At 61.1% G+C, this 20,835-nt stretch carries 22 protein-coding genes; 5 read left to right on the forward strand and 17 right to left on the reverse strand.

The features are described from left to right. The first annotated feature begins 16 nt into the window (after positions 1-16). Entirely contained in the window at positions 17-337 is a 321-nt protein-coding gene (gene trxA, locus AC0JZ4_RS05670) for a thioredoxin (RefSeq protein ID WP_471885446.1), read from the forward strand. 786 nt (positions 338-1,123) lie between these two features. On the opposite strand, the gene AC0JZ4_RS05675 is transcribed toward trxA, so the two are convergent. From AC0JZ4_RS05675 to AC0JZ4_RS05695, 5 genes are all read right to left on the reverse strand, one after another. Next, the gene (locus AC0JZ4_RS05675; RefSeq protein WP_471885447.1) at positions 1,124-2,467 is read right to left on the reverse strand and encodes a bifunctional folylpolyglutamate synthase/dihydrofolate synthase; all 1,344 of its coding nucleotides are present in this window, start codon (positions 2,465-2,467) and stop codon (positions 1,124-1,126) included. A 134-nt stretch (positions 2,468-2,601) separates the two neighbouring features. Continuing rightward, positions 2,602-3,510 carry an acetyl-CoA carboxylase, carboxyltransferase subunit beta gene (gene accD, locus AC0JZ4_RS05680; protein ID WP_471885448.1) on the reverse strand — a complete coding sequence of 303 codons (909 nt, stop codon included), beginning with the start codon at positions 3,508-3,510 and terminating at the stop codon, positions 2,602-2,604. 148 nt (positions 3,511-3,658) lie between these two features. Next, positions 3,659-4,498: a tryptophan synthase subunit alpha gene (gene trpA / locus AC0JZ4_RS05685; RefSeq protein WP_471885449.1), complete on the reverse strand. Its 840-nt coding sequence runs from the start codon at positions 4,496-4,498 to the stop codon at positions 3,659-3,661. Between the two features lie 3 nt (positions 4,499-4,501). After that, on the reverse strand, positions 4,502-5,722 hold the full coding sequence (gene trpB / locus AC0JZ4_RS05690; RefSeq protein ID WP_471885450.1) for a tryptophan synthase subunit beta: 1,221 nt from the start codon (positions 5,720-5,722) through the stop codon (positions 4,502-4,504). 11 nt (positions 5,723-5,733) lie between these two features. Further along, complete coding sequence (locus AC0JZ4_RS05695; protein ID WP_471885451.1) at positions 5,734-6,390, reverse strand: phosphoribosylanthranilate isomerase; 657 nt, start codon at positions 6,388-6,390, stop codon at positions 5,734-5,736. 356 nt (positions 6,391-6,746) lie between these two features. Here AC0JZ4_RS05695 and AC0JZ4_RS05700 point away from each other — a divergent pair, with 356 nt between their 5' ends. Continuing rightward, complete coding sequence (locus AC0JZ4_RS05700; protein WP_471885452.1) at positions 6,747-7,724, forward strand: cell wall hydrolase; 978 nt, start codon at positions 6,747-6,749, stop codon at positions 7,722-7,724. Positions 7,725-7,821: 97 nt separating this feature from the next. Here AC0JZ4_RS05700 and AC0JZ4_RS05705 read toward each other — a convergent pair whose 3' ends face one another. From AC0JZ4_RS05705 to AC0JZ4_RS05715, 3 genes are all read right to left on the reverse strand, one after another. Further along, a complete protein-coding gene (locus AC0JZ4_RS05705) occupies positions 7,822-8,583 on the reverse strand; it encodes a M48 family metallopeptidase (protein WP_471885453.1) in 762 nt (253 codons plus the stop codon). Between the two features lie 90 nt (positions 8,584-8,673). Further along, positions 8,674-9,156 (reverse strand): DUF2852 domain-containing protein, encoded by a 483-nt coding sequence (locus tag AC0JZ4_RS05710; protein WP_471885454.1) that lies wholly within the window; start codon positions 9,154-9,156, stop codon positions 8,674-8,676. Between the two features lie 135 nt (positions 9,157-9,291). Beyond that, the gene (locus AC0JZ4_RS05715) at positions 9,292-10,572 is read right to left on the reverse strand and encodes a polyhydroxyalkanoate depolymerase (protein WP_471887803.1); all 1,281 of its coding nucleotides are present in this window, start codon (positions 10,570-10,572) and stop codon (positions 9,292-9,294) included. A gap of 184 nt (positions 10,573-10,756) precedes the next feature. Here AC0JZ4_RS05715 and AC0JZ4_RS05720 point away from each other — a divergent pair, with 184 nt between their 5' ends. Beyond that, entirely contained in the window at positions 10,757-11,356 is a 600-nt protein-coding gene (locus AC0JZ4_RS05720) for a nitroreductase family protein (RefSeq protein ID WP_471885455.1), read from the forward strand. Positions 11,357-11,431: 75 nt separating this feature from the next. On the opposite strand, the gene gyrB is transcribed toward AC0JZ4_RS05720, so the two are convergent. From gyrB to AC0JZ4_RS05745, 5 genes are all read right to left on the reverse strand, one after another. After that, positions 11,432-13,867, reverse strand: a complete 2,436-nt coding sequence (gene gyrB / locus AC0JZ4_RS05725) for a DNA topoisomerase (ATP-hydrolyzing) subunit B (protein WP_471885456.1) — start codon at positions 13,865-13,867, stop codon at positions 11,432-11,434. Positions 13,868-14,014: 147 nt separating this feature from the next. After that, a complete protein-coding gene (locus tag AC0JZ4_RS05730; protein WP_471885457.1) occupies positions 14,015-14,371 on the reverse strand; it encodes a helix-turn-helix domain-containing protein in 357 nt (118 codons plus the stop codon). Next, positions 14,368-14,931: a Smr/MutS family protein gene (locus AC0JZ4_RS05735; RefSeq protein ID WP_471885458.1), complete on the reverse strand. Its 564-nt coding sequence runs from the start codon at positions 14,929-14,931 to the stop codon at positions 14,368-14,370. Before AC0JZ4_RS05735 ends, AC0JZ4_RS05730 begins: the two co-directional genes overlap by 4 nt. 10 nt (positions 14,932-14,941) lie before the next feature. Beyond that, entirely contained in the window at positions 14,942-16,066 is a 1,125-nt protein-coding gene (gene mltA / locus AC0JZ4_RS05740) for a murein transglycosylase A (RefSeq protein ID WP_471885459.1), read from the reverse strand. Next, positions 16,063-16,764, reverse strand: a complete 702-nt coding sequence (locus AC0JZ4_RS05745; protein ID WP_471885460.1) for a Tim44/TimA family putative adaptor protein — start codon at positions 16,762-16,764, stop codon at positions 16,063-16,065. Before AC0JZ4_RS05745 ends, mltA begins: the two co-directional genes overlap by 4 nt. A gap of 119 nt (positions 16,765-16,883) precedes the next feature. Here AC0JZ4_RS05745 and AC0JZ4_RS05750 point away from each other — a divergent pair, with 119 nt between their 5' ends. Both AC0JZ4_RS05750 and secB read left to right on the forward strand, forming a co-directional pair. Beyond that, positions 16,884-17,426 (forward strand): FxsA family protein, encoded by a 543-nt coding sequence (locus AC0JZ4_RS05750; protein WP_471885461.1) that lies wholly within the window; start codon positions 16,884-16,886, stop codon positions 17,424-17,426. Between the two features lie 95 nt (positions 17,427-17,521). Continuing rightward, the gene (gene secB, locus AC0JZ4_RS05755) at positions 17,522-17,998 is read left to right on the forward strand and encodes a protein-export chaperone SecB (protein ID WP_471885462.1); all 477 of its coding nucleotides are present in this window, start codon (positions 17,522-17,524) and stop codon (positions 17,996-17,998) included. Positions 17,999-18,069: 71 nt separating this feature from the next. On the opposite strand, the gene dnaQ is transcribed toward secB, so the two are convergent. From dnaQ to AC0JZ4_RS05775, 4 genes are read right to left on the reverse strand one after another with little or no spacing between them, the layout of a single operon-like run. Beyond that, positions 18,070-18,780 carry a DNA polymerase III subunit epsilon gene (gene dnaQ, locus AC0JZ4_RS05760; protein ID WP_471885463.1) on the reverse strand — a complete coding sequence of 237 codons (711 nt, stop codon included), beginning with the start codon at positions 18,778-18,780 and terminating at the stop codon, positions 18,070-18,072. Beyond that, positions 18,764-19,369 (reverse strand): dephospho-CoA kinase, encoded by a 606-nt coding sequence (coaE, locus tag AC0JZ4_RS05765; protein WP_471885464.1) that lies wholly within the window; start codon positions 19,367-19,369, stop codon positions 18,764-18,766. The genes dnaQ and coaE overlap by 17 nt, the downstream gene beginning before the upstream one ends. Positions 19,370-19,382: 13 nt before the next feature. After that, positions 19,383-20,237, reverse strand: a complete 855-nt coding sequence (locus AC0JZ4_RS05770; protein WP_471885465.1) for a shikimate dehydrogenase — start codon at positions 20,235-20,237, stop codon at positions 19,383-19,385. Then, positions 20,230-20,817 carry a Maf-like protein gene (locus AC0JZ4_RS05775; RefSeq protein WP_471885466.1) on the reverse strand — a complete coding sequence of 196 codons (588 nt, stop codon included), beginning with the start codon at positions 20,815-20,817 and terminating at the stop codon, positions 20,230-20,232. The genes AC0JZ4_RS05770 and AC0JZ4_RS05775 overlap by 8 nt, the downstream gene beginning before the upstream one ends. Positions 20,818-20,835 lie beyond the last annotated feature (18 nt).

Consider the following 20,835-nt stretch of genomic DNA (forward strand, 5'->3'; position numbering starts at 1 on the left):
TGCGAAGGAGAGCCCGATGGCTACCGTGAAAGTCGATAACAGCAACTTCCAGGCCGAAGTTTTGAATTCCGCCGAGCCGGTCGTCGTGGATTTCTGGGCCGAATGGTGCGGCCCGTGCAAGATGATCGCTCCGAGCCTCGACGAGATCGCAACCGAGATGGCCGGCAAGGTGAAGATCGCCAAGCTGAACATCGACGAGAACCCGGAACTGGCCGCCCAGTTCGGCGTCCGCTCGATCCCGACGCTTGCCATGTTCAAGGGCGGCGAAGTGGCCGACATCAAGGTTGGCGCCGCTCCGAAGACGGCACTGTCGGCCTGGATTTCCGGCGCCGCATAAGTTTCCCACTTCTTAACGAAGTGTTTCACGTGAATCCAAGAACCCGGTTGAGCGATCAGCCGGGTTTTTGTTTGGGCGGGTTTCGCCTGCCGCTCTCCTTAACGGCAACAAGACAGACTCCGCCCTTGGCGATCCTGGAATTTTCGAAATTCGGCCGGGACACGTCGGGTGTCTCGAATTTAGTTTAGTAGGTGACACACGACGTGCCCCGTTCGGTGTGTTTTTCCACGCAACTCCGGTCCGTCTACAGCGACTGGGCTTATTGACTTCGCCAGCCGGTTTGTGTGCGACACACGCACGCCCTCACCGGAGGGGGCGGACCATTTTCTGCGCAGCCCCGCATGTCCCGCTTGCATCAGGGCGGCCCATGCGATCACCGGTGCCGCCTCGCCGGCAATGCTGACCGGTGTAGCCGAAGCGGAACGGGGCGATTATAGGCACAGGTTGAAAGCACGGGGATGAGACTGCTTGCAAGCCGTTGATATCGTTGAATCGGCGTGCAGATTTTCGGAAGTGAGGGTGGTTTTTGGGGAGGAAAAGGCTTCGATTTGGGAGTTGAGAGTGGGGCTGATCCCCTCACCAACAAAATCTAAGACTTAGCCTTTGGCTAAGATCTTGATTTTGTATCCTCTCCCACAAAGGGGAGAGGTAGAGCGTCGAGTTTGCCGCTGCCTTATCTCTCCCCCTTGTGGGAGAGAAAGCGATTTCAACATCTTAGCTTCAGCTAAGTGTTAGAAATCGCAAGTGAGGGGATCGGACGTATCCCCCTACCCTACCCCGCTCGCCTCACGTCGGCGGCGTGCCGTTGTCGGCGAGAACGTTGCCGGCGAAGTAGAGGGAGCCGCCGATGAGGATGCGCGGGGCGGCGCGGCCGGGGATCTGGCGGAGGGTAATTTCCTGAAGCGCTTCCGTGACGGAGCCTGCGGGTTCGGCAACCAGGCCGCCGTCGAAGGCGGAGTGGGCGAGTGCGACGGGATCGAGACCGGCTTCGGTGTCGCGGATGCGGACGGTGAAGACGTGTTCGGCTAGATCGGCGAAGGCACGGAAATAGCCGACCGGGTCCTTGGTGTTGATCATGCCGGTGATGAGGTAAAGCGGGCGCGACTGGCGTTCCTCGAAGGCGGCCATGGCTTCGGCAACCGCCTCGCCGCCGGCCGGATTATGGCCGCCGTCAAGCCAGATCTCGGCACCTTCCGGCGCGAATTCCAGCAATTTTCCTTCCGATATTTTCTGCAGCCGGGCCGGCCATTCGACTTCCGTCATGGCCTTTTCCATCATTGCATCGGTGACCGTGAAGCCAGCAGCCTTCACGGCACGGATGGCCGCTGCGGCATTGGCGAACTGATGGCGACCGGGCAGGCGCGGCAGGGGAAGGTCGTGAAGGCCATCCTCATCCTGATAGATCAAGCGGCCGAATTCCTCGTGCGCCGAATAATCCTGACCATAGACGGAAAGCGGGCAGCCGAGCCGATCGGCCGTTGCGACCAGCACTTCACGGGCAGCCTCGAATTCCTGGCTGCCGATGACGACCGGGCGGCGGCGCTTCATGATGCCGGCCTTTTCGGCCGCGATCAGTTCCACCTTGTCGCCCAGATAGGCCTGGTGATCGAGCGCGATCGGCATGATGACGGAGACGGCGGGATCGGTGATGACATTGGTCGCGTCGAAACGGCCGCCGAGGCCGACTTCGAGGAGGACGGCATCGGCCGGCTGCTCTGAAAAGAGCAGGAAGGTGGCCGCCGTCAGGATTTCGAAGACAGTGATCATCTTCCCGTCGTTGGCGGCTGCGACCCGGCGCAGCGCATCGGCAAGAAGCGCATCATCGACCAACTGTCCGCGCCCACCCTTCGTACCGATACGGAAGCGCTCGTGCCAGTTGACCAGATGCGGGGATGTGTGGACGTGGACGGCATGGCCACCCGCTTCGAGCAGCGCACGACAGAAGGCGGTGCAGGAGCCTTTGCCATTGGTGCCGGCGACATGGATGACCGGCGGTATTTTCAGCTGCGGATTGCCGAGTGCTTCGAGAAGCCTGCTGATGCGTTCGAGCGAGAGATCGAAGCCCTTCGGATGAAGGGTCATCAGCCGCTCGATCTCCTGTTCGGCCTCGCTTGAAACGGGCTGGTTCATGGTCGACATCCCGTTGCTCCGGCTGTTGTCTGAAATCAAAACGGTCCCGCCTTCAGTCGAAGGCGAAACCGGGCTTTTCTCTATCTCAACGCGGCAGCGACAAAACCGTTTCCGACCTTGCCGCGCGGCTTAAATCAGGCGGTGGCTGCAACCGGTTCAGGCTGCGGCTGCGGCGCAGGCAGCACTTCCTGTACCGGCAGCTTCATCAGCATGCGGATGATGCGGGCGAGCGTTTCCGGAATGTCGTGGCGCTTGACCACCATATCGACCATGCCGTGTTCCAGCAGGTATTCGGCGGTCTGGAAACCTTCCGGCAGCTTTTCGCGCAGGGTCTGCTCGATGACGCGCTTGCCGGCAAAGCCGATTTCGGCGCCCGGTTCGGCGATATGGACATCACCCAGCATGGCGTAGGAGGCCGTAACGCCGCCGGTCGTCGGGTTGGTGAGGACGCAGATGTAAGGCAGGCCCGCTTCCTTGAGCATGTCGACGGCGACGGTGGTGCGCGGCAGCTGCATCAGGGACAGGATGCCTTCCTGCATGCGGGCGCCGCCCGAGGCCGGGAAAATGATCAGGGCGCATTTTTCCTTCAGCGCGCGCTCGGCGGCCTTCACGATCGCCTCGCCTGCGGCCATGCCGAGCGAGCCGCCGATGAAGTTGAACTCGTGCACGACGGCGACAAGCTTGACACCTTGGACATTGCCGAGACCCGCGAGGATCGTATCCTCCTGCTCGGTCTTCAGGCGGCTATCCTTGAGGCGATCGGCGTATTTCTTGCTATCGCGGAATTTCAGCGGGTCCTGGGCGACCTTCGGCTGCGGCAGGGCTTCGAACTCGCCACCGTCAAACAGATCCCTGAGACGCGCCTTGGCCGGCATCTTCATGTGGAAGCCGGAGGCGGGAATGACCCACTTGTTCTCTTCGAGGTCCTTGTGGAAGACCATCTCGCCGGTTTCAGGGCACTTGATCCAGAGGTTTTCCGGAACTTCGCGACGACCCAGCATGGAATTGATGCGCGGTCGAACGTAATTGGTGATCCAGTTCACTTGGGGGGGTACTCCGATAAAATAGTGTCGGGCCTGAAGCGTGTACGATCCTTCGGATCGCCTGCCACGCTTCAGTTCTCAATTCTCAGGCATGCCTTCCTCCCGAAACCGGTGGCGACTTTCGGGAGGCATGCCCTATGTGGGCCGGTTATTCGGCGGCAACAAGGCGGGCGGAACGCACGCCGGTCGAAAGGCCGCGAACGAAGGTGGAAACGGCGGATACCGTATGCGGGGTGGCGGCGCCATCCGCTGTCAGGCTGCCGGCAACCTGGGCGACGATCGCCGTGCCGACGACGACGCCATCGGCAGCCGCACCGATCGCCTTGGCATGATCGGCCGTCTTGACGCCGAAGCCGACGCAGACCGGCAGGTCCGTATGATCCTTGATGCGGGCAACGGCGCCCGAGATCAGCGACGGATCCGGCAGGGCCGAACCGGTGATGCCGTTCATCGAGACATAGTAGACGAAGCCCGACGTGTTGGTGAGCACGGTGGGCAGACGCTTGCCATCGGTGGTCGGCGTCGTCAGGCGGATGAAGTTCAAGCCCTTTGCCAGCGCCGGGATGCAGAGTTCGTCATCCATTTCCGGCGGCAGGTCGACGATGATCAGGCCATCGATACCGGCTGCGAGCGCATCCTCGACGAATTTTTCGACGCCGTAGACATAGATCGGGTTGTAATAGCCCATCAGGACGATCGGGGTCTCGGTATCGCTCTCACGGAAATCGCGGGCGAGATCGAGTGTCTTTGCCAGCGTCTGGCCGGCCTTCAGGGCGCGCTGGCCGGCGAGCTGGATGGTCGGGCCATCGGCCATCGGATCGGAAAACGGCATGCCGAGTTCGATCACGTCGGCACCGGCTTCAGGCAGAGCCTTCATGATGCCGAGCGAGGTTGCGTAATCCGGATCGCCGCCCATGAAATAGGTAACGAGAGCGGGGCGACCTTCGGCCTTCAGCCTGGCGAAGCGTGTGTCCATACGAGCGGTCATGTCTTACAGCCCCATTCCGAGAATTTTGCCGACGGTGAAGATGTCCTTGTCGCCGCGACCGGAGAGGTTCATCAGGATGATCTGGTCCTTGCCCATCTTCGGCGCGCGCTTGATGACTTCGGCAATCGCGTGGCTGGGTTCGAGCGCCGGGATGATACCTTCGAGCTTCGTCAGAAGCTGGAAGGCTTCGAGCGCCTCGTCATCCATGATCGGCACATATTCGGCGCGGCCGATATCGTTCAGCCAGGAATGCTCGGGGCCAATGCCCGGATAATCAAGGCCGGCGGAGATCGAATGACCTTCGAGGATCTGGCCGTCCTTGTCCTGCAGCAGATAGGTGCGGTTGCCATGCAGCACGCCCGGCGAGCCAGCGGTGATGGAAGCGCAGTGTTCGTTGCCATCGAGGCCGTGGCCGCCGGCTTCGACGCCGACGATCTGGACGCTCTCGTCATCGAGGAAGGGGTGGAAGATGCCGATGGCATTCGACCCGCCGCCAACGGCGGCGATGACGACATCCGGCAGCTTGCCTTCGGCTTCGAGGATCTGCTCGCGGGCTTCCTTGCCGATGACGGCCTGGAAATCGCGGACCATTTCCGGATAGGGATGCGGGCCGGCGGCGGTGCCGATCAGGTAATAGGTATCGTCGACATTGGTGACCCAATCCCGCAATGCCTCGTTCATGGCGTCCTTCAGCGTGCCGGAGCCGGCCGTGACGGCCTTAACCTCGGCACCCAGAAGCTTCATGCGGAAGACGTTCGGCGCCTGACGCTCGACATCGGTTGCGCCCATATAGACGACGCAGGGGAGACCGAAGCGGGCGGCGACGGTGGCAGAGGCCACGCCGTGCTGGCCGGCACCGGTTTCGGCGATGATGCGGGTCTTGCCCATGCGCTTGGCGAGCAGGATCTGGCCGATACAGTTGTTGATCTTGTGCGAGCCGGTGTGGTTCAGCTCCTCACGCTTGAAATAGATCTTTGCGCCGCCGAGATGTTCGGTCAGGCGTTCGGCGAAATAGAGCGGGCTCGGACGGCCGATATAATGGGTGCCGAGGTCAGCCAGCTGCTTCTGGAACTCCGGGTCGTCCTTCGCCTTGTTCCATTCTGCCTGCAGATCGAGGATCAGCGGCATCAGGGTTTCGGCAACGAAACGGCCGCCGAAGATGCCGAAACGGCCGTCTTCATCGGGTCCGGAGCGGAAGGAATTGGGTTTTGGCGTCTCGTTCACTCTCTGCTCCTTCAGCGCTTCCCGGCCTTCGCATCGGCGATGGCATCGAAGAACGCGTCGATCATTGCAAGATCCTTGATGCCCGGCGCGCTTTCCACGCCGGACGATACATCGATACCGGTTGCCCGCGTGGAAGCGAGCGCGGATGCGACATTATCCTTGTTGAGGCCACCGGAAAGCATGTAATCCACGCTCTCGTCAAGCGAGGCCATCAGGTTCCAGTCAAAGGAAACCCCGTTGCCGCCCGGCAGTTCCGATCCTTTCGGCGCCTTGGCATCGAAAAGAAAGCGGTCGGCGACGCCGATATAGGGATCGATCCGGTCGAGATCTGCGGCTTCGCGGACGGAAAACGCCTTCATCACCGGCAGGCCGTAGAGCGCCTTGATGTGGAGAATACGTTCCGGGCTCTCGTGGCCATGCAGCTGCAGGATATCGGGCTTGAGGAACGACACGATGTCGTCGAGTTCCTCGTCATCGGCATCGACGGTGACGGCGACGATTTTCACCCGGCCACGGACCCGGTCGGCCAGATCTCCGGCGACGTCGGGCGCGATGTTGCGCGGGCTCTTTTCAAAGAAGATGAAGCCGATGTGGCTCGCGCCGCGTTGAACGGAGCGATCAATCGCCTCGGCGGTGCTGAGGCCGCAAATCTTCACGTCAGTTTTCATGACGGCGAAGTGACACGAAATACCCGAAGAGTCGAGGTTATTCTGCTATTTCCGGGTTGAATATGGCCCGTGGTGCAGGTGCTTCCGGAGGCCTCATACGTTCCGAATCGGGACAGTTTCACGGATCGTGAAAGCCTGTTATATGAGATTTCACTTACAAATGTTTCGGTCGCCATTTTCCGGAAAAGGAATGGAATTTCCATAACTTGGCGGGCGATGAAAGATAATTGATAAACGCGTTGTTTTAGGGTAGCTTATTCCAAGCCGACGGGAATTCTGGAATTTTTTGGCGGGACAAGATGGCAACGATCACGAGAGCTGCATTCAAGGCAGCGCTTTGTTTGGCTGCAGGAGGCTTGCTCTCCGCATGTAACAGCACACAGACGGCATCGACGCTCGATACGAAGGGCAAGTCGACGAAGATTGCGGCGGCGCAGGCCGAGCCTGCAAAGCAGGTTTACAGCTACACCGCAAAAGACCGCGAATGCCTGAAGCGGGCGATGTATTTCGAATCCAAGCGCACCAGCGAGAACGGTTTCATCGCCGTCGGCAGCGTGGTAATGAACCGGCTGACATCCGGCATCTATCCGGAGACGATCTGTGGCGTCGTGGCGCAGAAGAACCAGTTCGCGCCGGGCGTGATGAGCCGCAGAATGGACGAGCATACGGCGCCGGATCTCGACAAGGCAGCCGATGCGGTGCTGAAGGGCGCGCGCCACCCGGATGTGAAGCACGCGATGTTCTTCCACACCAAGGGCTATTCCTTCCCCTACAAGAACATGCATTACGTGGCATCTGCCGGCGGCAACGTGTTTTACGAGAAGCGTGGCCGCGACGGCGAATTGCAGACACCCGAGCCAATGGCCGCAGATAGCTACGTTCTGGCCTATGCTTCGGCCAGCGGCACGCAGAGCCCGGCTGTCGCTGCGACGACCGCTCAGCAGGCATCGACGTCGACAGCCGTTGCTGCCGCCAATGCCGCGGCTCCGGCGACGGCAGGCGTCTCTGCCCAGACCGCACCCGCGGCACCCGCAACCGTGATGGCGGCCTATCAGCCGACCAATGCGAACCCGCCGCTTGCGCCGGTGATCACCGCGGCTATCGCCCGCGCCAGCATGGCCGAAGCTTTCGATACGTCCTATTCGGTGCCGCAGAATTCCTCGGTCAAGCAGCCTGTGGTGCAGCCCGCGAGCTTCTCCGACGCGATGAACATTCCGGTGCCGACCGAGCGCCCGGAAAAGCAGAAGCGCGCAGGTGCCGGCATGGCGATGGCCGATACCGTGACCTCCCCCAGCCAGGAAAACTGGATGATGCGGACAGGTGACTGGCAGTAACGCCGGATCTCACGCAAAGGATGCCTTGCAAAAGCCCGGTCTGGATATCAGCCGGGCTTTTTCGTGTCAGAGGGTTTGCTGGTTAAATTGAAGCGCTCTAGCTGAAATCGATGGCGTGGAGCTGCGAACCGTGAACTTTCAGCCAGCGGCGGGATTCTTCCATCGTCGGGCAAAGCTGGCGGCAGAGCGACCAGAATTTCGGCCCGTGATTCATTTCCTTCAGATGCGCAACCTCGTGGGCGGCGAGATAATCGATCACCGCCGGCGGGGCCATGACGATGCGCCAGGAAAAGCTCAGGTTGCCGTCCCAGGAGCAGGAGCCCCAGCGGCTTTTCGTATCCTTCATCGTCACAGATGCGATCGGCTTGCGGATGGCGGCGGCATGGCGACGGGCCAGGCCCTCCAGCTCGGTACGGGCCTCCTTCTTGAGGAAGGTCGAGATCCTGCGGCCGATATGCTCTTCCAGTCCGCTGACGCGCAGGACCGGCTTGCCATCGATGACGGCGGCTTCCGTCACGCCGCGCAGAGAGCCGGTGTGCTCGATGCGATGGAGAACCCCGCGAAGAAAGATTTCGCCACCAGGGCGGATCGGATTGTCCTGCGGGAATTTCGCCAGTTTCGTGCGCAGCCAGCCATCGTGGCGGGAGAGAAAGTCGTCGACCTCGTAATGCTTGAGGCCGACCGGAATGGTGAGGTTGAGGGCGCGGCCGCCGGGTTCGATACGCAGAGTGATGCGTGTCGCGCGGCTGTTTTCCCTGATGGTCAGGGGCAGCGCCCGATCGCCGACCGACAGGGTGCGCTTGACCGTTTCCAACGGTTTCGTTCCACGGCGGACAGGCTTCTTGAGGAGCGCGAACATACTGTCTCTTAGCCGATTCCCTGGCAAACCCGCCATCAAAAAAGCCGGCACCGCAAGGTGCCGGCGTCGAGAATTCATCAATTCCTGCGATCAGACATCGACGATCGGCTGATCGGGCCTGGAGTTCCCCTGGGAGTTCCCCTGGCGGTTCTCTTCGTGGTTCTCTCGGGGGTCGCCCTGGGGCCGGTTCTTGCGATCACGCATGAAACGATCGAATTCCTCCTGATCCTTGGCGCGGCGAAGCTCGCGAGCATAGGTATCGAATTCTTCCCGCATCTCATCAAGCCTGCGGCGTTCTTCCTCCAGCCGGTCGAGTTCGGCCTTGCGCCAATCGTCGAAGGCGACGTTGCCGGTGGAGAAATGCGTGTTGTAGCGGCGGCTCGCCTTGCGGCAGCCGGCAAACCATTTATCGGCGCGATCATTGGCGTTGCGCTTGAAGCCGCGAAGCCGATCCCCGAAGATTATATAGGCGAGCATAGCCAGGCCGAGGGGCCAGAAGACTATGAAACCGAGCACCATGAGAGCAATGGTGGCCGGCGTCCACTCCGGACGGATCAATGCAGACTGGTTCATGGGTCACACCCTTGACGTTTAAGCGGGTGGCCATATGCCAGCCCGACGGGAATCGATTTGGTGAGCCGCAAACCGCGCTTCAAGAAGACGCCGGATTAAATTAGAGAAGATGCTGATAGATAAGCCAGAATTCGATCAGCCCGGCTTGCGCCCTGCTCTCGGTCTGCGGACCGGCTTCACTGCCTGCACCATCGCGTTGGCAGCGACGAAATCGACGATGCGCGGCACGATTTCCTGCCTGAAACGCGAGCCGTTGAAGACGCCGTAATGGCCGACATCCGGCTGCATGTAATGGGACCGTTTCGCTGCGGGGATATTGGGGCAGATCGTGTGGGCGGCCTGCGTCTGGCCGACGCCGGAAATGTCGTCGTTCTCTCCCTCGACGGTCATCAGCGCGACACTGGTTATCGCTTTCGTATCGACGGGGACGCCACGATGCCGCATTTCGCCCCTGGGCAGCGAGTGGCGGATGAAGACGGTATCGACGGTCTGGAGATAGAATTCCTCCGTCAGATCCATGACCGCCAGATATTCGTCGTAGAATTCGCGGTGCTTTTCGGCCGATTCACCATCGTGCTTGACCAGATGCTCGAAGAATTCGCGATGCGCCATGACGTGGCGGTCGAGGTTCATCGACATGAAACCGGACAATTGCAGGAAGCCGGGATAGACCGGACGCATGAAGCCCGGCTGCGGAAAGGGCACCGTCATGACGACGTTATCCTTGAACCAGTCGAGCGAGTGTTCCTTGGCGAGATTGTTGACCCCCGTCGGGTTTATGCGGGTATCGATCGGACCGCCCATGAGGATCATCGAGGCAGGCCGGAACGGGTCGCTGCGCGCTTCCATGACGGCGACCGCGGCGAGAACCGGCACAGACGGCTGGCAGACGGCGACCACATGCGTACCGCTGCCCAATTCATGCAGCATATCAATGACGTAATCGATATAGTCGTCGAGATCGAAACTGCCCTCGGTAACCGGCACCATGCGGGCATCGACCCAGTCGGTGATGTAGATATCCGCGCTCGGGAGCAGCGCTTCGACGGTGCCGCGCAGAAGCGTGGCGTAATGGCCCGACATCGGCGCGACCAGAAGTATCTTCTCGCCCGCCGGCTTTTGCGGCGTCAGGGCGCGCTCGAAGTGAAGAAGATTGCAGAAGGGCTTCGACCAGATGACCTTTTCGGTGACGGCAACGGGGGCGCCGTCAATGACGGTTTCGCCGATACCGAATTCCGGCTTGGCATAGCGGCGCGTGGCGCGCTCGAAAACTTCGAGCCCGGCGGCAAGCGTGCGCCCCATCAGGGTTTGGGACAGCGGATTGAGCGGATTTCCGGCGACGTGGCGAAGTGCTTCGGCACCGGCACGGAACGGCGCCATGGCGGCATGGTTCAATTCATACAGCTGATAGAACATGATCGCGCTGCCTTTCATGGCGGTGCTCTCCTCCATTGCAACCGGCGCGATGAAACGCCAGCCTCCTCTTCCCTCACGTCAATCTATGACCGATGCGGCCCTGCTTGTCACGCACGCGCTCGATCGCCGGCTTGCCTCACCGGGTGGCGCGCTTATGCTGGTGGCGAAGCCAAGGAGGCAGATGATGACGACAAGCAATTCCCGCAGTTCCGAGTTTCCGATCGACACGTTCTTTCTCGACCGCTGGTCTCCGCGCGCCTTTAGCGAAAAAGCAATCGACCGCGAGACGATGCTGACCATTCTGGACGCCGCGCACTGGGCCCCCTCCTCCGGCAACAACCAGCCCTGGCGCTTCTTCTTCGGACTGCGCGGGACACCGGAATTTTCCACCCTTCTGGAGCTGCTTGTACCGGGAAATCAGCGCTGGGCGCAGAATGCGGCAGCGCTGGTGATCATCGTATCGAAGACCTACCGGGTCTCGAGCGACGGGTCGAAGAAGACCGCCCATACGCATTCCTACGATACCGGGGCAGCCTGGTTCTCCTGCATCTGCCAGGCGATGAAGCTTGGATACCACGCGCATGGCATGGAGGGGTTCGACATGAAAAAGGCGGCCGAGGTGCTGGGCCTGCCGGAAGGGTATCGCGTCGAGGCGGCCGCGGCGTTCGGCGAGATGGCCGACAAAGAGACCTTGCCGGAGGACCTGCAGGAGCGGGAGAAGCCGAGCGGACGCAAGACCGTCGAGGAGATTGCCTTCGAGGGACGTTTTACAGGCCAAGCATGAGCCGCCCGATCATTCGCCGATCAAGCAAACGGGGCCAAAAGGCCCCGTTTTTTCGTGATCGGATAGGAACCAACCTCAGATATCGAGGTTGGCGACGCTGAGCGCGTTGTCCTGAATGAACTCGCGGCGAGGCTCGACTTCGTCGCCCATCAGGCGGGAGAAGAGGCCGTCGGCATCGGTCGCATCGTTAACCCTGACCTGCAGCAGCGAGCGGACGTTCGGATCCAGCGTCGTTTCCCAGAGCTGCTCGGCATTCATTTCGCCGAGGCCCTTGTATCGCTGCATCGACAGGCCCTTGCGGCCGGCGGCGAAGATGGCGTCGAGAAGCGAGCGCGGGCCCGGAAGGTCCTGCTCACCATCCTTGCGGCCGAGCTTCGGCAGCGTACCATAGATATCGTGAAGGCGTGTCGCCATCTGGTCGATATGGCGGGCATCCGCCGAGCCGATCAGGGCATTGTCGATGAACGCAACTTCGCGAACGCCGCGAACCATGCGCTCGAAGCGCAGACCGCCTTCATCCGTCACGTGGCCGCTCCAGCCGCGTTCGGTCTCTTCCGCGATCGTATCGAGACGACGGGCGACTTCATCGGCCGTCTGCTGGGCGCGTTCGCGATTGTCGGTCAGTTCGGGATTGAGCGCGCCGGCAATGGCCGCCTGCTCGATAAGCGAACGATCGTAGCGGGAATGCAGCCCATCGATCAGCGAACGAATGCGCAAGGCATCCTGAATGACTTCGCGCAGATCCTGCCCGACGCGGACCTCGCCCGAACCGAGCGTCAGACGCGCATCCTCGATACCCATCGAAATGAGGTATTCTTCCAGCGCCGCCTCGTTCTTCAGGTACTGGACCGACTTGCCGCGTGATACCTTATAGAGCGGCGGCTGAGCGATATAGATATGGCCGCGCTCGATCAGCTCCGGCATCTGACGGAAGAAGAAGGTCAGAAGCAGGGTGCGGATATGGGCACCGTCGACATCAGCATCCGTCATGATGATGATCTTGTGGTAACGCAGCTTGTCGGCGTTAAATTCGTCCTTGCCGATCGACGTGCCGAGCGCGGTGATCAGCGTGCCGATTTCCTGGCTGGACAGCATCTTGTCGAAACGGGCTCGCTCGACATTGAGGATCTTGCCACGCAGCGGCAGGATGGCCTGGTTCTCACGCGAACGGCCCTGCTTTGCCGAACCACCCGCACTATCACCCTCGACGAGGAAGACTTCGGATTTCGCCGGGTCACGCTCGGAGCAATCGGCGAGCTTGCCGGGCAGCGAGGCGATATCGAGCACGCCCTTGCGGCGGGTGAGCTCTCGCGCCTTGCGGGCGGCTTCACGAGCAACGGCGGCTTCAACGACTTTGCCGACGAGTACCCTGGCTTCCGCCGGGTGTTCCTCGAGCCAGTCGCTGAGCGCCTCGTTGACGAGGTTTTCAACGACCGGACGGACTTCCGACGAGACGAGCTTGTCCTTGGTCTGCGACGAGAATTTCGGATCCGGAACCTTGACCGAGAGAACGGCGGTCAGGCCTTCGCGGCAGTCATCGCCAGTGAGCGAGACCTTTTCCTTCTTCATGATGCCCGACTTGTCGGCATAGGACGTGATCTGGCGTGTCAAAGCGCCACGGAAGCCGGCCATATGGGTGCCGCCATCGCGCTGCGGGATGTTGTTGGTGAAGCAGAGCACGTTTTCGTGATAGCTGTCGTTCCACCACATCGCGACTTCGACCGTCATCCCGTCCTTTTCGCCCTTGATGGCGACCGGACGTTCCACCAACGGCTTCTTGGCGCGATCGAGATAGGCGACGAAGGCTTCGAGGCCGCCGTCATAGACCATCTCCTCCTCGCGGATATCCGGCTTGCGGCGATCGGTGAGCCGGATTCGCACGCCGGAATTCAGGAAGGCGAGTTCGCGCAGACGGTGTTCGAGCGTGTTGTAATCGTACTCCGTCATGGTGAAGGTCTGCGGGCTGGCGAGGAAGGTGACTTCCGTGCCCGAACGACCTTCGTATTCGCCGATGACTTTCAGAGGCTCGTCGGCCACCCCATGGGTGAAGCCGATCTCGTGGACCTTGCCGTTGCGGCGGATCTTCAGCTTCAGCCAGACGGACAGCGCGTTGACGACCGAGACGCCGACGCCGTGCAGACCACCGGAAACCTTGTAGGAATTCTGGTCGAACTTACCGCCGGCATGCAGCTGGGTCATGATGACCTCGGCAGCGGAAACGCCCTCTTCCTTGTGGATGTCGGTCGGGATGCCTCGGCCGTTATCGGTGACCGAGACGGAACCATCAGGGTTCAACGTGACGGTGACGATATCAGCATGGCCGGCCAGCGCCTCATCGATGGCATTGTCGACGACTTCGTAGACCATGTGGTGAAGGCCGGACCCGTCATCGGTGTCGCCGATATACATGCCCGGACGCTTGCGTACGGCATCGAGCCCCTTCAGGACCTTGATCGAATCGGCACCATATTCTGCACTCGCACCATTTTCGCTGGCGGGTAGATCGGTCATTCAGTTTCTTCCAGGTTGGTTCTATCTCGGTGACGCGCGAATCACCGCCGGGTCCGGTCCAAATATATAGGAAATCCCGCACGGCTTCTAAAGGTCGAGCCAAGCCGATACGGCAGGAAAGCCGTGGAGTTCCTCAAGAAAAAGCGGCTAAGAGGGGCGCTTCAGGATATTCAGCATATCCTCTACCACGTCAGGCTGCAAACTGCGAATCCGTTTGGCCAGTTCGTTGGCGAGAACGGTGTATTGCGGCGGCAGGCCGGAGGTATCGACCGTAACGCGCGGCGCCGACCCGTCGGCCAGCGCGAAAAGGTCCTCGGCCTCATCCCAGATGATATTGAAATAGCCGGCGATGCGCTGCAGAAGTTCGAATGTCGGCTTGCCGCGCTTGCCGTGTTCGAGCGCCGAAAGATAGGCGGGCGTGACGCCGATCGCCTGGGCGAGCGCCTTCTGGGTGACGCCCTTGCGTTCGCGCAACTGCCGGAGCGCCTGGCCAAACGGCGTCATAGGGAGACCTGGCCGACGCGGGCAAGCCTGACATAGAGCGCGCCCTCGCCGCCATGGTGCCTTGCAGCCCATTCGTAGGACGAGATCAGGAAGCGGAATTCGGGCTTGGAAAACCATAGGGGAACCGCACGGCGCAGCGCCCCTTCGCTGCCCATGGACGAGCCCTTGCCGGTGATGACGAGGACGTGGCGCAGGCCGCGATCATGGGCACGGTAGATGAAGTCGAGAAGCAGATCGTGAGCTTCCGACTGAAACAGGCCATGAAGATCGAGCCGCGCCTCGATCGCGAGGCGGCCCTTGGCCAGCTTCTTCTTCGTCGGCTTTTCGAGCGGCTGATGGAAACCGCTCGGCTTTTTTGCCTTGCCTATCTGTTCGACCGGCTTTTCGGCGACTTCACGCGGCCTTGCGGCGGCCTGCGCATCGTCCTCGGCCGCGCGGGCGGCGAGTTCGGTCTCGAAGGCAAGGATGTCGCGTTCACGGCCAGGCATGGCCCGCGTGGATTTCGCCACCTTGCCCCAGAGTATCCGTTCCTCGGAATTGAGTTTGCGTCCGCTACTCATGCCCGTCCGCTCATGATCCGTATCTTGCCGCCGCCGTGTTCGGCACGAGGATATAGAAGTCCGCCGCGTTTTTCACCGTGCCTGCCTGTTCGCCGGCTTCATAGCCTGAACCGGTAAAGATATCACCGCGGCTGGGACCGACGATAGCAGAGCCGGTATCAAGCGCCAGCATGAGCCGGGAAAAGGGCTTTCCGCCGCCGAGATGGATGAGGGTCGGGGCGTGGATGAAGAAGGGGAAGCCGAATGTGTGGATCATGCGATCCACCGCAAGCGAGCGACCCGCAACGAGCGGGACCTTCGCGGCTGCGATCGGGCCGAGGTCCCCGGAAGAGACATCGGCATCGCGGAAGAAGATGTAGGAGCGATTGTGCCAGAGGACCTCATCAACCTTAGCCGGATTCATCGTCAGCCAGGCGCGGATGCTCTGCATCGAGATATTGTCGCTGGCAATTTCACCGCGATCGATCAGCAGCTTGCCGATCGGTGAAAACGGGTGGCCGGCCTTGGCGGCATAGGTGATGCGACGGATACGGCCATCGGGATAACGCAGCCGCGCTGCCCCCTGGACATGGGCGAAAAAGACATCGACCTTCGAGCGCGCCCAGGCGATTTCGAGGCCTTTTCCTTCAAGGTAGCCTTGATCGATGGCTCGGCGGTCCGGATAGGCGGTGATGCCAGATCCGGTGTCGCGGGCGAACATGTAGCCGGAGTCCAATTCAGCGGGGCGCGTGTCGTCGTCGATATCGACGAGATCGCCGGGGCGGAAATAGAAGGGATGGGCCCAGGTCTCATCCTGTGCCACCGCTACCTCGACCTCGGGTTCGTAGAAGGCGGTGACGAGACCGGGCTTATCGTCATCGCGGCGGATGAGGAAAGGGGTGCAGCGTTCTTCGAAGAAACGACGTGCCTGCTCCGGACCGGCATCTTGATCGTGAGATGCAGCTGCCTCCAGCAGGGGAAGGAGATCATCTGCTGACAGGCCGAGTGCGCCGGTGCGATAGGGTTTTACGTCCCGGATGTGGGCAAGCGACCGCGCCATGGCGTCGAAGAGTGGGCTTGGATCATCACCAGCCCACCCCGGAAGGTCGCAAAAGGATACGGGTTTGAGGCGGTATCCCGGCGCGGTGCTGGTCATTGCTCGGATTCGGTGGCGATCAGCTTCCAGTTCGGATCCTTCGAACGCACGTCGCGGGCGAAGGTCCAGATGTCGGTGACTTCCGCCACGGCCTCCTGATCGCCGTCGATGATCTTGCCGTCCTTGTCGAGCGTGGCGGAAATCAGCTGGCTGACGATGCGGATGGTGACCTGGGCCTCGGACTGGATGAGGGCGGCGCCGGTGAGGGCGGCCTTGTCGATGCCGACAAAGGTGGACTTGACCACTTCACCGCGCGATTCGCGATCCCGGATGGCGGCATCGAAACCTTCGAAGACTTCCTTCGAGAGAAGGCCCTTCAGGGTTTTGCGATCGCCATCGGCAAAGGCCATCACGATCATTTCATAGGCCATCTTGGCGCCGTTGAGGAATTCCTTCGGCTGGAAGGACGGGTCGGCCTTGATGAGGGCTTTCAGGCCGTCATTGAGGGTGGTGCCCGGCTTTGCCATGGCGTCCGCGTCGGAAAGCCGCTGATCCTCGTCGCCGGCCTCCTTGCGGGGCAGGGTCACAACCTTGCCGTCATCCGGCGATCCCTGGTTCTTCAGCACGTCACGCGGGCTGTAGGGGTCCACGGGCGGTTTCTCATTTCCGGTGCGCCGACCGAGAACGCTGCGCAGTTGCAGGAAGATCAGGACGGCGGCAACAAGGAAAAAGAGTGTAATCAAGTCGTTTGAGCCCATAATAACCCGCGATTACCGTTTAAAAGTTGAATTCTCATTCTCATATAGGCTGGATATCGCCATCTTCAAATAGCGAAGGTGTGAGCTTAAAACACGTCGTTCATAACCATTGACGGATCATGCGCCCAATTTTGCCTCTTGTCCTCCTTCTCGCCTGGCCTCTGGCCGAAATCGCCGGCTTCGTCGTGGTCGGTCGAACGCTCGGTCTGTGGTGGACGCTCTCGCTCGTCATCCTGACGGGACTGCTCGGCGCCTATCTGCTGCGGCAGCAGGGCCTGCATCTTCTGAAAAAGCTTTCCGAGGACAGCCAGCGGGGCGAAATTCCCGCCGGTGCGGCGGTGGACGGCGCGATGATCGTGGTGGCCGGCATTCTGCTGCTGCTGCCGGGTTTTCTCACCGATATCATCGGTCTGGCGCTGTTTGTTCCCTTCGTGCGACGGGCGATCTGGTCCTCCATCGGCAAGCGCTTCGTTGTGGTGAGGACGGCAGGCGGGGCAGGCTTTCGCCGCCCCTCGCCCGGTTCGACCAATGCCGGTGCACGCCCGAATGCCGGCAACAGCGGGACGACCAAGGTTCTCGATCTGGAAGACGACGAATTCCACCGGGACGGCGATCCGAACCCCTCTTCCCCCTGGGCGAAGGATGGCGACGAAAAGCCCTGACATGCCTTGATTGGCCGCGGATATTTCGCGACGGGTTGTAAGGATTTGGGCGAGATGTTAGACGGCCTCGACGAATTCAGCCTCGAGGATATCCAATGGCAGACGAAAACACACAGTCGGCGAGCCCTTCGATCAACATTCTTGCCCAGTACACGAAGGATCTTTCCTTCGAAAATCCGGGCGCACCGCGCTCGCTGCAGGCACGCGACCAGGCGCCGGCGATCAATATCGGTGTGAACGTCAATGCCAACCCGCTTTCCGAAACCGACTTCGACGTCGTGCTTTCGCTGAACGCAGAAGCCAAGGACGGCGACAAGGTGGTGTTCGCGGCCGAGCTGGTTTACGGCGGCGTCTTCCGCATCACAGGCTTCCCGCAGGAACACATGCTGCCGGTTCTCTTCATCGAATGCCCGCGCCTGCTCTTCCCGTTTGCCCGCCAGATCGTCGCCGACGTGACGCGCAACGGCGGCTTCCCGCCGCTGATGATCGACCCGATCGATTTTGCCCAGATGTTCCAGCAGCGCATGGCCGAGGAGCAGACCCGCGCCAAGGTGCAGCCGCTCAACAGCTAAGATTTTCTTCTGTTCGAATACTGAAAAAGCCCGGTTCTGCCGGGCTTTTTTTGTTATCCTGCCTGTTACTCTCAGGCCTTGTATTTCTGCCAGATGGGCTTGGCCTTCATCGAGGAGAGCATCGCGGCATGCGCTTCGATCTCCTGCTGGCTGACCCGGCTTGCGAGCGGCCGCGGCCTTGAGCGGTTGCTGTCGACGACGACATTGTCGGTATCTTCCGAGGTGTTTTCCTGGTCGGAACCGGTCAGACCGAGTGCGGCCTGACGGCCGCCGGTCATCTCGATATAGACTTCGGCCAAGAGTTCGGAGTCGAGAAGCGCGCCGTGCTTGGTGCGGTGGGCGTTGTCGATACCATAGCGGCGGCAGAGCGCGTCGAGCGAGTTCGGCCCCATCGGGTGCTTGCGGCGGGCCATGGAAAGCGTATCGACAACCTGATCGTTCGGCACCGGCGCCAGACCCAGACGGGCGAACTCGGCATTGATGAAGCCCATGTCGAACGTGGCGTTATGGGCGATCCACTTGGCGCCATCGAAGAAATCGATGATCTGCTGCGCCACGTCGGCGAAGCTCGGCTTATCCTTCAGGAACTCGTCGGTAATGCCGTGAACGGCAAGTGCATCCGGATGGACCTTGCGGTCGCCCGGATTGATATAGATATGCAGCGTTTTCCCGGTCGGAAAATTGTTGATCAGCTCGATGCCGCCGATTTCGATAATGCGGTCGTTCTTCGATTCAAGGCCGGTCGTTTCCGTATCGAAAATGATTTCACGTGCTTCGCTCATGGCGTACTCCTGATCGCAGCAGGGAAATGATCTGCCTTACCCGTTGTCTTGCTTCCTCAAGCCCGTGACCCGTATCGATAAGGAAATCGGCGCGCTTGCGCTTTTCACCATCGGGGACCTGACGCTCGAGGATCAATTTAAACTTTTCTTCCGTCATGCCCGCTCTGGCAAGAACCCGCTGCCGCTGAACCTGTGGATCACAGGTGACGACGATGACGCTATCAACACGCGCCTCGCCGCCGGTCTCGTAGAGAAGCGGAATGTCGAGAAGCACCATCTGGGCGCCGGCGGCGCGTTGCGCCTGCAGAAATTCGTGTTCCTTTCGCCGCACCAGCGGGTGGACGATGGCTTCGAGCCGGCGAAACCCATCGGGCGATGCGGCAAGAAGCCGAGCAAGCTGCCCCCGATCGACGGCACCATGGTGAACTGCACCGGGAAATTCCACCGCTATCGGCGCAACCGCCTCGTCCTTATAGAGCGCGTGGACGACGGCATCGGCGTCGTTGACCGGAATTCCTTCGTCGGCAAACATTTTTGCGGTCGTCGACTTGCCCATGCCGATCGATCCGGTCAATCCGACGACAATCATGGGCCGATCACAATCATGGGGCCGCCTGGATATCCTTCACGACGATGTTCCTCAGGACTTCGTCCACCACCGGGCGGCGGCCGAACCATTTTTCAAAGCCCGGAACCGCCTGATGCAGCAGCATACCCAATCCGTCGACTGTCGGGAATCCCTGTTCGGCGGCCTGTTTCAGGAGCGGTGTTTCAAGCGGCACATAGACGATGTCGGTCACGAGAGCGCCCTGCCTCATCATCGAGAAATCGAAGGAGACGGCCTCGCCGCCATCCATGCCGAGCGACGTGGTGTTGATGAAGAGGCCGGCACCGGCCATGACTTCCGGCAGGGCCGACAGGGCATGCGCATGGATGTACGATCCGAAGCGACCGGCGAGTTCCGCGGCGCGCGAGACGGTTCGGTTGACGACGTGGATTTCGCCGATGCCGCGATCCCTGAGGGCCTGAATAACCGAACGGCTGGCGCCGCCGGCGCCGAGAATGACGGCGCGGTCGACCTTGTCCCAGCCGGGGTGGCGATCGTCGAGATTGGCAGCAAAGCCGTAGCCGTCGGTATTGGTCGCATGGAGGACGCCATCCTCACGCCAGAGCGTGTTGGCGGCGCCGAGTTCTTCGGCCAGCTGATCCGGCCGGTCGGCAAGGGCGAAGGCCAGTTCCTTGTGAGGAATGGTGACATTGCCGCCGCAGAAGCGGTTTTCGCCGGTTTTCAACGCGGCGATGAAAGCCGGGAAATCCTGTTCGGTGACGGGAACGGCCGAGTAGGAACCGGCAAGACCATGCTGTTTAAGCCAGTGGCCGTGAATGACGGGGGAGCGCGAGTGCTTGATCGGCCAGCCGGTGACGAAGGCCGCGGGAGCTTTGATCCGGTCAGCCATCGATCGCTCCCAGGCGGCGCAGTTCTTCGAGCAATGGCAGCATGGGCAGGCCGAGAATTGTGAAATAGTCGCCCTCGATCTGCGAGAAGAGGTGAATGCCCTCGCCTTCGAGCTGATAGGCGCCGACGCTGGACAATACCTTGTCGCCGACGCGATCGAGATAGCGATCGATGAAGGCTTCGTCATAGGCGCGTGCGGTGAGCCTTGCGTGCGAGACGTGTTCCCAGACGATGCGACCATCGAGCGCCAGAGCGACGGCGCTGTTCAGCTGGTGGGTTCTTCCGGCAAGCGTGCCAAGCGTCTCCTTCGCGCCGGCCCGATCTGCCGGCTTGTGATAGACGCGATCGCCGAGCGACATGGTTTGATCCGAGCCGATGACGATGCTGCCGGGGAAATGGCGCGAGACATCGAGCGCCTTGGCGCTTGCCAAGACCTTGGCGACGCTATCGGGACCGCCATGATCTGCCGACGCCTCGATTTCACGCTCGTCGATTTCGGCCGCACGGGCCTGGAAGGTCAGGCCGGCATTTTCCAGCAGCATGCGGCGAAAGGGGCTGGATGAGGCAAGTACGAGATGCATGTCGGCTATCGTCTCCGG

Source organism: [Rhizobium] kunmingense, assembly GCF_977018605.1.